Raw genomic sequence first — 13,010 nt, 5'->3', positions numbered from 1 at the left:
CTAACGGAATCGCGCTGCCGTCTCAATGCCGTCAGAAGGGTTTCACCACCGCCAGCAGAACGATCGCGACCACGGAGACGAGCACGACCGGCATGCCGACCCTGACGAAGGCGGGGGGATCGAGATGCGGATCCGCCTCCATGCGGCGCAGCCAGGCTGCCTGCATTCCGTGCAGCGCCGACAGCATGACGACGAGCAGGAACTTGAAGCCGAACCAGCCCGTCGCGTACCAGCCGTACCAGACGGCAAGGATGATGCCGAACAGCCAGGCTCCGCCTTCCGCAATGCTGGTCACCCTCCGGTCGAAGGGCCTGAGCGCGGAGATCACGCCGGTGCGGATCGTCGGCGGTACCATGGCGATGACAAAGGCGTTTACCAGCATGCCGCCGACCCAGACGATGTCGGAGACGATGTGCAGGGATTTGATGACGAAATAGAGCATGGTCAGTCCCAGATGAGTTCTTCGGTGAAGCCGAGTTCCAGAAAGTCCGCTCGTCGCAGGGCCCTTTCGGCCGGGTCGGCGGGAAAGAACTCGTCCAGTTGCGGCGGAGCGACGGACGTTCCCGAAAGCATGGCGTGAATTTGTCCGCGGTGATGGATCTGATGCTGGAAGAGATGCAGCAGGATGCGGTCCGTTCGTTCGACCTGGACATGGCTCTTACGCGGGATATGGACCTCCGCCAGCAACATCTCGCGGTCGAGGAGCCGACAGTGATCGATCAGGCGCCGATCCGCTGCACGCTGTTCGCGCTCCAGATCGACGATACGGGAGAAGGGGATTTCCGGCTCGAACGCGGCGCTGCCGATGCAATCGCCTTCCAGCGCGCTGATATAGAGCCAGTCGACCGTGAGGATATGGTTGAGGGTGTGAATGATGGAAGGAAAGAAGCTCACGCGGGGAGCCGCCAGTTCTTCCGGCGACAGCATCCGGCAGGCGTTCAGCAATCGATGATTGGCCCAGGCGTTGTTGTAGGCCTGAGCCAGAAGGTAGCGCTGCGGTGTCATCGGGTTCCTCCTGAAGGAGACCCTAGCCTTTGAGCTTCGCCATGACCAGATGGCCCGGGCTCGGCTGGCCGTCCTGCATGCGGACGTTGATCTCGGAGATCTCGACGATGTCGAAGCCGGTATCGGACAGGCGGGCACGGATATAGGCCTCGGAATGCAGGAAGCGCTGGTGTGGTCCGACGATATAGTTGCGTCCGTCGGACGCCGGCAGCGTTTCGGAGGAGAAGACGAGGATGCCGCCCGGCAGCATGTTCTCGGCGGCACCGAAGAACAGCGGCTCCAGCGCGCCGAGATAGGGCAGGACGTCGGTGGCGGTGACGAGATCGAAGGGATCGTCGTCGTTGTCCTCGAGGAAATCCTCGACCTCTGCCACGTAAAGCGTCTCGTAGAGATCCTTTTCGTGGGCGATCTCGACCATGTTTTCCGAAATGTCGATGCCTGTGATGTCGTCGACCATGTCGCGCAATGCGCCGCCGGTGAGGCCGGTCCCGCAGCCAAGGTCGAGCATGCGCTTGAACGGGCCGAGGTTCAGCGCCTGCAGGCGCTGGCGGACCATGACGGGAACCGCATAGCCGAGCTGGTCGACCAGTATGTCCTCGAAGCTCTCGGCATGCTGGTCGAACAGGGTCTCCACATAGGCGTCGGGCGCCCTGGGCGGTGCTTCGCCGCGGCCGAGGGCGGCGATGCGGACGGCCGCGCCGCCGTGATCTTCCGGATCGATATCCAGAACCTCCTGGTAGGCCTTCACGGCGGCATCGACGTCGCCTTCCTTCTCCAGGGCCAGCGCCCGGTTATAGGCCTCCGCCAGCGCTTCCTCGTCGATCTTCTTCATGGGCGTTCTCCGTCGTTGCCGCCGCTTTAGGCGCGTTCGCGGGGTTTGGCAATGAGCGGGGGGAACGCAGGCGGCTGCCGGATCGTTCATCCCGGTCCGCCCGGAAGGGCGCCAGCCGGAGAAAGGACGATGGCAGCCAATCAAGGCCAGACGGCGCTGGAGGAGAAGATCGAGCGGCGGGCACCCTCGCTGCCGATCACGTCCGCCGAAAAAGCCAACATGATCATCCACTACTATCGCGGCGAGATGGGGCGGATGACGAGCTGGCGCGACCGCATCGACCGCACTACGAACTGGGCCATCACGGTTGTGGCGGCGCTACTGTCCGTATCGCTTTCGACTCCGACGGCGCATCACAGCGTGGTCTTGTTCGCCATGCTGCTCGTTTCGCTGCTGCTGCTGATCGAAGCGCGGCGCTACCGCTTCTTCGATGTCTACCGGGCGCGGGTGAGGAAGCTGGAGCGGCATTACTTCGCCCAGGCGCTCTTCCCGCAGGCGGACCTGAAGCCCGACTGGGCGGAGGCGATCGCCAAGAGCCTGCGAACACCGTGCTTCCTGATCAGCTACCGGGATGCGTTGTTCCGACGCATCCGGCGGAACTATTCCTGGATGTACCTGATCCTGCTTCTGGCCTGGGGCCTGAAGATCTCGACGCCGAAGCTCCTGCCGGACGAGACGGAGGCCGAGCTGGTGTTTTCCTGGCGCGAGGCCGTGCACAATGCGGCTCTCGGCCCGCTGCCGGGATGGAGCGTACTCGTCGTCGTGGCCGCGTTCTACGGCTTCATCTTCTACGCCTCGCTTCACCAGGCTTCCGACGACGGCGAACTGGCGCACGGCGAGGTGCATGTGTGAGCCGCAGCCTTCAATGAAGGATGAATTCGTCCTGAAGCGCCCCTCAGCGTTTCAGGTGGCGTGTAAGCCGCGCTTCCAGCCAGGCCCAGATGTGCCGGAGCGTTTCGACAATGGCGAGATAGAAGATCGCCGCCCACAGATAGGTCTGGTAATCGAAGGTACGGGAGAAGGCATAGCGCGTCTCGCCCATCAGGTCGTAGACCGTGACGATGGCGACGACGGCCGAGCCCTTGATCAGCAGGATGATCTCGTTGCCATAGGGCCGAAGCGCGACGATCAGCGCCTGCGGCAGGATGATCTTGCGGAATGCCACGCTCTTCGGCAGGCCAAGTGCCGCCGCGCCTTCATGCTGCCCCCGCGGCACGCTCTCGATCGCGCCGCGCAGGATTTCGGCCTGATAGGCTGCGGTGTTGAGGGTGAGCGACAGGAGCCCGCAATACCAGGCCTCGCGGAAGAACCACCAGAGGCCGACGGCTTCCAGCTGCGGCCGAAAGCTGCCAAGGCCGTAATAGATGAGGAAGAGCTGGGCCAGCAGCGGCGTACCGCGAAAGACATAGACGTAGGAATAGGCGATGCCGCCGATGACGCGATTGGTCGACATCCGGGCAAAGGCGAGCGGCAGCGACAGGATTGCGCCAAGAATAACCGCCTGGCCGACCAGCGATACCGTCGTCCAGAGACCGGAAAGATAACGTGGGCCGTAGCGGAGAAACTTGGCTTCGTCCCAGCCCGTTACCACCATTGCCAACATGGCGAGGGCCAGGGCGACCCAAAGACCAAGGATCACGAGAGCGAGAACGCGCGCTGGCGTAAGGGGCTTGCGGGGTGCAGGCGGCGCCGGCCGGGCGGCGATGAGTTCCCGGACGTAGCTCATCGGCGCGCCTCGCCGCGCCTGGACCAGCGCTCGATGAAGCTGAGCCCGAAGGAGGAGAGGATCGCCAGCACGAGATAGAGCAGGCAGGCCAGGAAATAGAAGAAGAATGCCTCCTTGCTGACCCGGGCCGCAACACTTGTCTGGCGCACGATATCCGACAAGCCGATGATCGATACGTAAGCCGTATCCTTGAGCAGGATCATCCAGAGATTGCCGAGGCCGGGCAGGGCGATGCGGATGAGTTGCGGCAGGATGAGGAGGATCATGGTTCGCGACCGATGCAGGCCGAGCGCGTCACCCGCTTCGTACTGACCTCTCGGGATGGCCCGGAATGCCGAGAGCAGCACTTCGGACGCATAGGAGGAAAATACCACGGCCAGCGCGATCATGCCGGCGAGGAAGGCGTTGATCTCGATCCGCTGCTCGACGCCCATCCAGCCGAGGATGGACTGGAGCAGCAACTGCAGGCCGTAATAGACGATGAAGAGTGTCAGCAGTTCAGGAAGCCCGCGGAAGATCGTCGTGTATACGCCGACCGCAGCGCGCAGCAACTTGTCTTCGGATTGCGCAGCGAGCGCGATCAGGAAGCCGAGCAGGAGGCCGAAGGGAAGGGTGGCGACGGCGAGAGTGATCGTAACCTTGACGCCGAAGGCGATCTCGTCGCCCCACCCGCCGGCGCCGCAACTGACGAGGCCGTCACCGCCGAGGAGCGTGAAGATACCGACCTGCCCGCAGAGCGGATCGAGCGCCGTGGCGAGGGCGGAGAACCATCCGCTCATCAAAATGCTTTCCCCTTGCGGCTTCGCCGCTTGTTATCGTGCCTCTGTTAAAAAAGAAAATCGGCGGAAGGGCAAGCCGTCCACCGATCTTCTCGGGGTTATCTGCAGCTTATTCGCCGTAGACGTCGAAATCAAAGTACTTGTCGCTGATTTCCTTGTACTTGCCGCTCTCGCGGATGGCCGCGATCGCCGCGGTGAACTTGTCGGCCAGCGGATCGCCCTTGCGCACGGCAATCCCGGCGCCCTCGCCGTTGATCTCCACGTCGGGAGTGAGAGGGGTCAGGATCTTGCAGCAGGCGCCCTCGTCGGACTTCACCCATTCGGACAGGACGACGACGTCGTCGATCACGGCGTCGACCCGGCCGTTCTGGACGTCGAGCTTGTACTCGTCTGCCGTCGGATAGAGCTTGAGCTCGGAATCCGGCATGTGCTTTTCGGCATAGTTCGCATGGGTGGTTGAAGTCTGAGCGCCGAGGGTCTTGCCCTTGAGGCCTTCCAGGTCGGTGATCTCGGAATCCTTCGGCACGGCGATCGCCGGCCCGGTGTTGTAGTACTTCTTGGAGAAGTCGACCTGCTGGAGGCGTTCAGGCGTGATGGACATTGACGCGATGATGGCGTCGAACTTCTTGGCCTGCAGCGCCGGGATCATGCCGTCCCAGTCGTTGGCGACGATTTCGCAGTTCGCCTTCATCTGCTCGCAGAGCGCGTTGGCGATGTCGACATCGAAGCCCTTCAGGGAGCCGTCGGTATCGGTGTAGTTGAAGGGGGGATAGGCGCCTTCGGTGGCGATGACGACCTTTTCCTGCGCCGATGCGGAACCGGCGAAAAGGGCCAGAGCCGCAATCGAGGCGGCGGCGAGAAATTGGGGAGCGATACGCATTTTGATCCTCTCTGTTGGCGGCCGGCACGGCTGTTGATCTTGTCCTGTCCATGCCGGATGGGCCGGAGCCGGGGGCTCGGCCATGCTTTTTTAGATACCGGCTGACGGCGAAATGCAACGGCATTTTACGTGCAGGTCGCGGGGCCGGCGCCAGGGTCTTTGACCGGTCCTTCCGCCACGGAGCCGTTCACCGGAGGTTCAGGCCTGCAGTCCCACCCTCAGGGGGAACCAATCGGGCGGAGCGCCGTTGAGCGCCCGCGCTGTTGCGCTCGACGTCCGGCATAAGGACGCGTGAAGAAGGGACGACATCCCTAGTCGAGGAGAAATCGATGTCCATCAAATCCAGACTGTTCGCCAGTGTCGCGGCGCCGATCGTGTCGCTGCCGCTGATGATGCAGCCGGCCGCCGCCGTGCCGCTGACGGTGCCGCTCAAGACCGGAGTGCAGGGCGACGTCATCCAGGTCCAGGAGCAGCTGATCCTGCCGCCGGGAGCCGCCCCGCAGGAAGAGCAGGAGCAGCAGGAGGAAGCTCCGGCCGAGGAGGCTCCCGCGGAAGAGCCGCCGGCCGAAGAACCGCAGGCCGAAGAACCGGCGCCGGAGCCGGCCCCCGAAGCACAGCAGGAGGCACCTGCGGAGGTAGCGCCCGAGCCGGAACCTGAACCGGAGCCTGAGCCTGAGGCCGCACCCGAGCCGGAACCGGAAGCTGCGCCGGAGCCCGAAGTAGCGCCCGAGCCCGAACCCGAGGCGCCGGCCGAGACACAGGCGGAGGAAGCGCCTGAAGCCGAAGCCGCACCCGAAGCCGAAGAGCCCGCCGCGGAAACGGCACCGGCGCAGGAAGAGCAGCCGGCCGAAGAGGCCCCGGCCGAAGAGCCGGAGACGGAGCAGGCTCCTGCCGCAGAAGAGGCCCCCGCGACGGACGAGGCTCCTGCTACGGACGAGGCGCCGGCCGCCGAAGAGCAGACACCGTCTGCGGAAGAGCAGGCTCCGGCCGAAGGCGAACAACAGCCTGACGCCACCGAAGCGCCCGCCGCTCCGGAGGCTCCGGCTGCCGATGCGCCCGCGGCCCAGTCCGAAGAAGCGCCGGAGCAATCCGTGCCCGCCGAGGGCGAAGCCGCACCCGCGGACGGCGGCGCTGCGGATCAGCAGTCCGGTGCCGCTGGCCAGCCGACCGAGCCGGCGGTAGCGACGACGCCCGAGCAGGTGGAACGCGCCCAGCAGCTTGCCGAGGATCCGTCTTCCGCCGAGGAGGGCGAGACCGTGGTGCTGCCGGTCGAGAACGGCGCTGCCGTGCTGGACAGCCAGAAGGAATCCGCAACAACGACCACAACAACGACTACGACCACCACCACCACGACCGAAGCTCCGGCCGCCGGAGCTCCGGCGGAAGCGCCGGCTGCCGCAGCCGCTGCGCCGGCGCCCCCCACGTCCGACGCCGAGGCTCAGGCACCCCTGCAGGAACGGGGCACGTTGGAGCTTCGCGCCGCCACCTCCTTCGAGGGCGAGCGGATCGACGGCCGGCCGGAATTCCGCCGCATCGAAGGTTGGGAGTATCGGGACGGCGACCGCCGGCGTGACCGTGATCGTCGTGGCCGCGATGACGACGACACGCGGGTGATCATCTCCATCGACGACCGGACGATCGTGCGCCATGACGATTCCCGCCGCTTCTACCGCGACGGCGGCGAGGTCTATTACGAGCGCCTGCCGGGCGAGCGCTACCGCGAGGTGGTCGAACGGCCGGGCGGCGTGCAGGTGGTGACGATCCGCAACAGCTATGGTGTCGTCGTGCAGCGGTCGCGCATCATCGATGGCGAGGAATACGTGCTCTACTACGCTCCCGAACTCTACGAGGACGAGGAGTATGTCTGGCGCGATCCGGGCCGCGAGCTGCCGCCGATGCGCCTGACGGTGCCGCTCGACGAGTATATCATCGATACCTCCAGCGACCCTGACCGCGATTACTACGAGTTTCTCGATCAGCCGCCGGTGGAACGCGTCGAGCGGGTCTACTCGATCGATGAGGTGAAGTATTCGGCCCGTATCCGCGACAAGGCGCGGAGGATCGACCTCGATACGATCAAGTTCGCCACGGGCAGTGCCGAGATCCCGATGAACCAGGCGACCTCGTTGCGCAAGGTGGCGGAAGCCATGAACAAGATCCTCGAGGACAACCCGGCTGAGACCTTCCTGATCGAGGGCCATACCGACGCGGTGGGCTCGGATGAGAGCAACCTCATCCTCTCCGACGAGCGCGCCGAATCGGTGGCCGTGGTCCTGACGGAGGCCTTCGGCATCCCGCCGGAGAACCTGACAACCCAGGGCTATGGCGAGCGCTACCTGAAGATCAGGACGGAAGGTGCCGAGCAGGAAAACCGCCGCGTCACGATCCGCCGGATCACGCCGCTGGTGAAACCGGTCGCGTCCAACCAGTAAAACACTGCCGATCCTCGATGCCAAAGCCGCCGGAGCGATCCGGCGGCTTTGGCATCTTCGGTTGATGCTTAGGATCAACGGAATGCGTTTGACCTTAGGAACCGCATTCCTAGGCTGACGGCAGCGGAGGATAGTCATGGGGCAGGAAAACAGGGGCCGTTGTCTGTGCGGCACGGTGTCGTTCGTCACGCGCGGGCCGTTACGCGAAATCATCGCCTGCCACTGTTCGCACTGCCGGCGCCAGACCGGGCTCTACGATGCGGCGACCAATGTGAAAGTTGCCGACCTGGAGGTCGAGGGGCAGGACGATCTACGGTGGTACCGCGCGAGCGACCGTGCCCGCCGCGGCTTCTGTGCGACCTGCGGCTCCGCGTTGTTCTGGCAGGAGGATGGCGCCGACTATGTCTCCATCCTTGCCGGCGCGTTCGACCAGCCGAGCGGGCTTGCCGTGGGCTACCACATCTTCTGCGACGACAAGGCCGACTTCTACGAACTGCCGGAGGACGGGCGGCCGCGCTATCCCGGCAGCCGCGGGCCCTGAGACAGGGCGGCCACCGGTTCCTCGCCGGACGTCTCCGCCTCCCGCAAGGCCGGGAAGAAGCGGTCGCGGGCGAACTGATCTCCGAAGATCATGTCGTGCTGCAGAAGCCGGTACTCGCCGAGCAGCGCAGGCGTGGCCTCGCTGCCGTCGGCCCAGCCGGGCCTCGACGCGCCGTCGGCCCCGACCAGCATGTAGCGGTCGATGACCGTAAAGCGATCCGCTATCCTGCCCAGGAAGTCCGTGTAGAAGGGATCGTTGAAGCCCGCCGATGCCACGATGTGGTGGGAAAGAAGGGCGGGGCTGATGGTGCCGAGGTCCTTTCGCGGTCCGGTCCGGGAAGACCAGAGGATCAGCGGTGTCTCGTGCTCCTTAAGCATGGTTTCGAGCGGTGCACGGCGTGTCGCCACGGCATCCTGCATGTAGCCGCTTTCGACAAAGGCTTGGCCGAGCGGCGGCAGATGATCGCCGAAGAGCACGATAATGGTTTCGCGCGGGCGCTCCTTCGCCCAGTCCATCAGCCGCGCGAGGCTCGAATCGGCTTCACGGACGCCTTCGGCATAGGTTTCCACCTGCTGCGTCGCGCCTGCGGATAGGGTGCTTTCGGCCTTCACCTGCGGCCTGGGATATCGGCTCGCCTCATAGGGTCCATGTCCCTGCAGGGTGACCGCGAACAGGAAGAGCGGGCTTTCGCTATCTTCGCCCACCCGGATGATCTGGTCCACCAGCGCTGTGTCGGAGGCAAACATTCCCCGCTTCTCGAGTTCAGGCAACTGGTCCTGGGAGAGGAACGTGTCGAAGCCGAGATGCTGATAGACATTGTTGCGGTTCCAGAACCAGCCCTCGAACGGATGAAGAGCGACCGAGGTGTAGCCTTTCTCGCGGAAGAAGCGGGCAAGCGACGGGACCGGCCGGCGGAGATATTGCTGGTAGGGAATGCTTCCATAGGGAAGGAAGGCGTTGGAGAAGCCCGTCAACGCCTCGAACTCGACATTGGCGGTCATTCCGCCGAACTCGGGCGAGAAGACATTGCCCGCCTGGTTCTTGCGGATGGTCGGCATGGGATCGGACGCGAAATCGACGCCGGGCAGCCTGGTCGGATCCCATAGTGACTCACTCATGATGACGATGACATCGGGCGGCGGCTTGCGCGATACGGCAAATGCGGAGGGATCGATCGGCAGACCGGCGATGGCTTCGGCACCATAGCCGGCCGGCGGCGTGACGTGCGACATCGGCGCATTGAACGCAAAGGCGATGAGGAAGCCGTTGTGGCTGTAGTTCGCCGCCTGGTCCCACATCATGGGCGTGATCGACAGCCGATCCCGCAGCCAGGAATAGTCGGTGTACTTCATCATCGGCGTGAAGCCGAGGAGGAAGGGCAGGGAGAAGACGAGGCGGAAGAGGCGGGCGCGCGAGGAGAGCAGCGGAAAGCGGTTCCAGGCGAAGAAGGCACAATAGCAGAGCAGCACGAGGGCCAGCAACGTCACCAGGCATAGGCCCGCCGCGAGCACCGGTTGCGCACTGACCATGACCGGCAGCAACTCCTTGATCTGACGGGCGAAGAGAAGGTCCGAGGGATAGAGAGGATCGGAGAGATACTTCTGCTTTTCGCCGGATATGAAGGCGAGCAAAAGGGTCAAAGGCGCGATCAGAAGCAGGGAGCGGAACGCCCGTCCCATAGCCACGTCCAGGGCAAGGGCGACGACGAAAACGGCGACCGTCGTCGTCAAGCCGGGCAGCGACAGCAGGAATGCCGGAACCGCTTCCAAATCCCGGCCCGCCAAGGCTTCGACGGCAGCGACGAGAGCGACGGACAGGATGAAGAGCAGGCCGACAACCGCACCATGATGAAACGCCCACGAATTCCGTGCCGGAGCGCCGGTCGGAGTCTTTGCGAATGATACCGGTCTCTTGGCGGCTTCGGCCACGGTCGTACTCCACGCATTTCCCTTGTCATGAAACCGTCACATAACCGTCATGAACCGGAGGTGAACCCCTTCCGGCCAACAAAGTTGCATCATCCCCATGCACGATCTGCCCGACTGCGCCGTTGCCGAGTTTTCCGGCCTGCGCTAAGTCGTGGATATGACCCAGGAAGAGCCCGAAAGCCGCGCGTTGCGCATCGCCGTCGCCCAGATCAACCCGACCGTCGGCGACGTTGTCCAGAACCTCGCCAAGGCGCGGGAGGCGAGGGCCGAGGCCGCCCGCGAAGGGGCGGATCTGGTGCTCTTCACCGAACTGTTCATGTCGGGCTACCCGCCCGAAGACCTGGTCCTGAAACCTGCATTCCTCAAGGCGTGCCTGAGGGCTGTGGAGGCATTGGCGGCCGATACCGCGGACGGCGGTCCGGGCGTGATCATGGGCTTTCCGCGGCAGGCGGAGCGCGGCCGCCACAACTCCGTCGCCGTGCTCGACGGGGGCAAAATTGTCGCTGTTCGCGACAAGGTCGACCTGCCGAACTACGGCGAGTTCGACGAGAAGCGGGTCTTCGTCGCGGGCGAGATCCCGGGGCCGGTGAACTTCCGGGGCGTGCGTCTCGGCATCCCGATCTGCGAGGATATCTGGGGCGATCTCGGTGTCTGCGAGACGCTTGCGGAGAGCGGCGCGGAAATCCTGCTGTCGCCGAACGGTTCGCCATACTACCGGGGCAAGGTCGATGTCCGCCACCAGGTGGTGCTCAGGCAGGTGATCGAGACCGGCCTGCCGATGATCTATGCAAACCAGCTCGGCGGCCAGGACGAACTGGTCTTCGACGGGGCGAGCTTTGGCTTCAATGCCGACAGGGCGCTGGCCTTCCAGATGAGCCAGTTCGAGAAGGCGATCGCGGTGACCGACTGGCGAAAGGGCCAGGACGGCTGGCGCTGCACCAACGGGCCGATGGCGCGCCTTCCCGAAAAGGAGGAGGCCGACTACTGCGCCTGCGTGCTGGGGTTCCGGGACTACGTCAACAAGAACGGCTTCAAATCCGTGGTGCTGGGGCTTTCCGGCGGCATCGATTCGGCGGTCTGCGCGGCGATTGCCGTGGATGCGCTGGGCGAGGAACGGGTGCGCACGGTGATGCTGCCCTATCGCTACACCTCCGAGGAATCCCTCAAGGACGCTGCCGACTGCGCCAGGGCGCTCGGGACGCGCTACGACATCGTGCCGATCGCGGAACCGGTGGAGGGATTCCTATCCTCGCTCTCCGAACTCTTCGAAGGCACGGAGGAAGGCATCACCGAAGAAAACCTGCAGAGCCGCGCGCGCGGGACGATCCTGATGGCAATCTCGAACAAGTTCGGTGCCATGGTGGTGACGACCGGCAACAAGTCGGAGATGTCGGTCGGCTATGCAACGCTCTATGGCGACATGAACGGCGGTTTCAATCCGATCAAGGACCTCTACAAGATGCAGGTCTACGCGATCGCCGACTGGCGCAACAGGAACCTGCCGCCCAACGCCTTGGGGCCGAGCGGGGAGGTGATCCCGAAGAATATCATCGCCAAGGCGCCCTCGGCCGAATTGCGGCCGAACCAGTCGGACCAGGATTCGCTGCCTCCCTATCCGGTGCTCGACGACATCCTGGAATGCCTGGTGGAACAGGAGATGTCGGTGGAGGATATCGTCGCGCGGGGTCATGACGTTGCGACTGTGCACCGCGTCGAGCATCTTCTCTACCTCGCCGAATACAAGCGGAGGCAATCGGCGCCGGGCGTGAAGATCACCAGAAAGAATTTCGGACGCGACCGCCGCTACCCGATCACCAACCGCTTCCGGGACCGGTAGGCGATGCGCAGTTCCGTCGAGCTCTACGACCTCGCGACACGCCGGAGCAGGGTTGTATGGCAGACGGAGGCGCTGTTCGAGGCTCCTAACTGGTCGCCCTGCGGACGTCATCTGATGCTCAACAGCGACGGGCGCCTCTACCGGCTGCCGCTCGCCGGCGATGCGCGGCCGGAGCCGGTGGAGACGAGCTTTGCGCGCCAGTGCAACAACGACCACGGTATTTCGCCGGACGGCTCGCTGATCGCGATCTCGGACAAGGTGGAATTCGGCCAGTCTGCCATCTATGTGCTGCCGGCCGGCGGCGGCGAGCCCCGACTGGTGACGAAGAACCTGCCTTCCTACTGGCACGGCTGGTCTCCAGACGGACGGCGCTTCGCCTATTGCGGGATACGGAACGACCTTTTCGACATCTACACGATCGCCGTCGAGGGTGGCGACGAAAGGCGGCTGACGTTCGGCGAGGGTCGCAACGACGGACCCGACTATTCTGCCGACGGACGCTGGATCTATTTCAACTCCAGCCGGACCGGGCTGATGCAGATCTGGCGGGTCCCGGTTGCCGGGGGAACGGCCGAGCGGATGACCGAGAGCGCCTACGGCGACTGGTTTCCCCACCCGTCACCGCGAGGTGACAGGGTGGTGTTCCTGTCTTACGGTGCGGACGTCTTCGACCATCCGCGCGACCTGCCGGTGCGGATCCGGATGATGGACGCCGACGGAGGCAATGCGGAGACCCTGTTCGAGCTCTTCGGCGGGCAGGGCACGATGAATTCGCCGAACTGGGCGCCGGACGGCAGCGCATTTGCCTATGTCCGGTATTTTCCCGTCGTCTGACCTCTTGCCCTGCGGCGGCGACCTCGGTCATACAGTCTTCGTCAGGTGCCGGCCGCAAGGCCGGAGAATCGGGAATCCGGGGAAGAGCCGGAACGTGCCCAACGCTGTGAGGTGGACGCCCGCCGCAAATGCACGGCCACTGGATCGCATCCGGGAAGGCCGCGGCGGGCGAGGGAAGCCAAGTCAGAAGACCGGCCTGACAGGACAGACCTGGCT

General features: G+C 64.4%; 12 protein-coding genes and 1 riboswitch. Of the genes, 5 read left to right on the top strand and 7 right to left on the bottom strand.

The features are described from left to right. Positions 1 to 31 precede the first annotated feature (31 nt). From RTCK_RS14425 to RTCK_RS14415, 3 genes are read right to left on the bottom strand one after another with little or no spacing between them, the layout of a single operon-like run. A complete protein-coding gene (locus tag RTCK_RS14425; protein WP_142520542.1) occupies positions 32 to 442 on the bottom strand; it encodes a CopD family protein in 411 nt (136 codons plus the stop codon). Between the two features lie 2 nt (positions 443 to 444). Continuing rightward, complete coding sequence (locus RTCK_RS14420; protein ID WP_142593311.1) at positions 445 to 1,005, bottom strand: DinB family protein; 561 nt, start codon at positions 1,003 to 1,005, stop codon at positions 445 to 447. 22 nt (positions 1,006 to 1,027) lie between these two features. Then, positions 1,028 to 1,837, bottom strand: a complete 810-nt coding sequence (locus RTCK_RS14415) for a methyltransferase domain-containing protein (RefSeq protein WP_142593310.1) — start codon at positions 1,835 to 1,837, stop codon at positions 1,028 to 1,030. A gap of 129 nt (positions 1,838 to 1,966) precedes the next feature. Between RTCK_RS14415 and RTCK_RS14410 the strand changes: the two genes are divergently transcribed. Next, complete coding sequence (locus RTCK_RS14410) at positions 1,967 to 2,689, top strand: DUF2270 domain-containing protein (RefSeq protein WP_142593309.1); 723 nt, start codon at positions 1,967 to 1,969, stop codon at positions 2,687 to 2,689. 43 nt (positions 2,690 to 2,732) lie between these two features. Here RTCK_RS14410 and RTCK_RS14405 read toward each other — a convergent pair whose 3' ends face one another. The 3 genes from RTCK_RS14405 to RTCK_RS14395 form a co-directional block, all read right to left on the bottom strand. Next, a complete protein-coding gene (locus RTCK_RS14405) occupies positions 2,733 to 3,563 on the bottom strand; it encodes an ABC transporter permease (RefSeq protein ID WP_142520546.1) in 831 nt (276 codons plus the stop codon). Next, entirely contained in the window at positions 3,560 to 4,342 is a 783-nt protein-coding gene (locus RTCK_RS14400) for an ABC transporter permease (protein ID WP_142520547.1), read from the bottom strand. Before RTCK_RS14400 ends, RTCK_RS14405 begins: the two co-directional genes overlap by 4 nt. 109 nt (positions 4,343 to 4,451) lie before the next feature. Further along, positions 4,452 to 5,222, bottom strand: coding sequence for a transporter substrate-binding domain-containing protein (locus RTCK_RS14395; protein ID WP_142593308.1), 771 nt, complete (start codon positions 5,220 to 5,222; stop codon positions 4,452 to 4,454). A gap of 329 nt (positions 5,223 to 5,551) precedes the next feature. Here RTCK_RS14395 and RTCK_RS14390 point away from each other — a divergent pair, with 329 nt between their 5' ends. Then, a complete protein-coding gene (locus RTCK_RS14390; protein ID WP_142593307.1) occupies positions 5,552 to 7,654 on the top strand; it encodes an OmpA family protein in 2,103 nt (700 codons plus the stop codon). Positions 7,655 to 7,790: 136 nt separating this feature from the next. Continuing rightward, on the top strand, positions 7,791 to 8,195 hold the full coding sequence (locus RTCK_RS14385; RefSeq protein WP_142593306.1) for a GFA family protein: 405 nt from the start codon (positions 7,791 to 7,793) through the stop codon (positions 8,193 to 8,195). Here the strand turns inward: RTCK_RS14385 and RTCK_RS14380 are convergent. Beyond that, the gene (locus RTCK_RS14380) at positions 8,171 to 10,123 is read right to left on the bottom strand and encodes an LTA synthase family protein (RefSeq protein ID WP_142593305.1); all 1,953 of its coding nucleotides are present in this window, start codon (positions 10,121 to 10,123) and stop codon (positions 8,171 to 8,173) included. The genes RTCK_RS14385 and RTCK_RS14380 overlap by 25 nt on opposite strands. A gap of 157 nt (positions 10,124 to 10,280) precedes the next feature. On the opposite strand from RTCK_RS14380, the gene RTCK_RS14375 reads away from it, so the two are divergent. Both RTCK_RS14375 and RTCK_RS14370 read left to right on the top strand, forming a co-directional pair. Beyond that, positions 10,281 to 11,960, top strand: coding sequence for an NAD+ synthase (locus RTCK_RS14375; protein ID WP_142593304.1), 1,680 nt, complete (start codon positions 10,281 to 10,283; stop codon positions 11,958 to 11,960). A 3-nt stretch (positions 11,961 to 11,963) separates the two neighbouring features. Beyond that, entirely contained in the window at positions 11,964 to 12,794 is an 831-nt protein-coding gene (locus tag RTCK_RS14370) for a TolB family protein (protein WP_142593303.1), read from the top strand. A 26-nt stretch (positions 12,795 to 12,820) separates the two neighbouring features. Further along, positions 12,821 to 13,007: riboswitch (cobalamin riboswitch) on the top strand. Positions 13,008 to 13,010 lie beyond the last annotated feature (3 nt).

Origin of the sequence: Pseudorhizobium endolithicum (genome assembly GCF_902153245.2) — a bacterium.
Classification (GTDB): domain Bacteria; phylum Pseudomonadota; class Alphaproteobacteria; order Rhizobiales; family Rhizobiaceae; genus Neorhizobium; species Neorhizobium endolithicum.
This window is presented reverse-complemented; position numbering and strand designations above follow the sequence as displayed.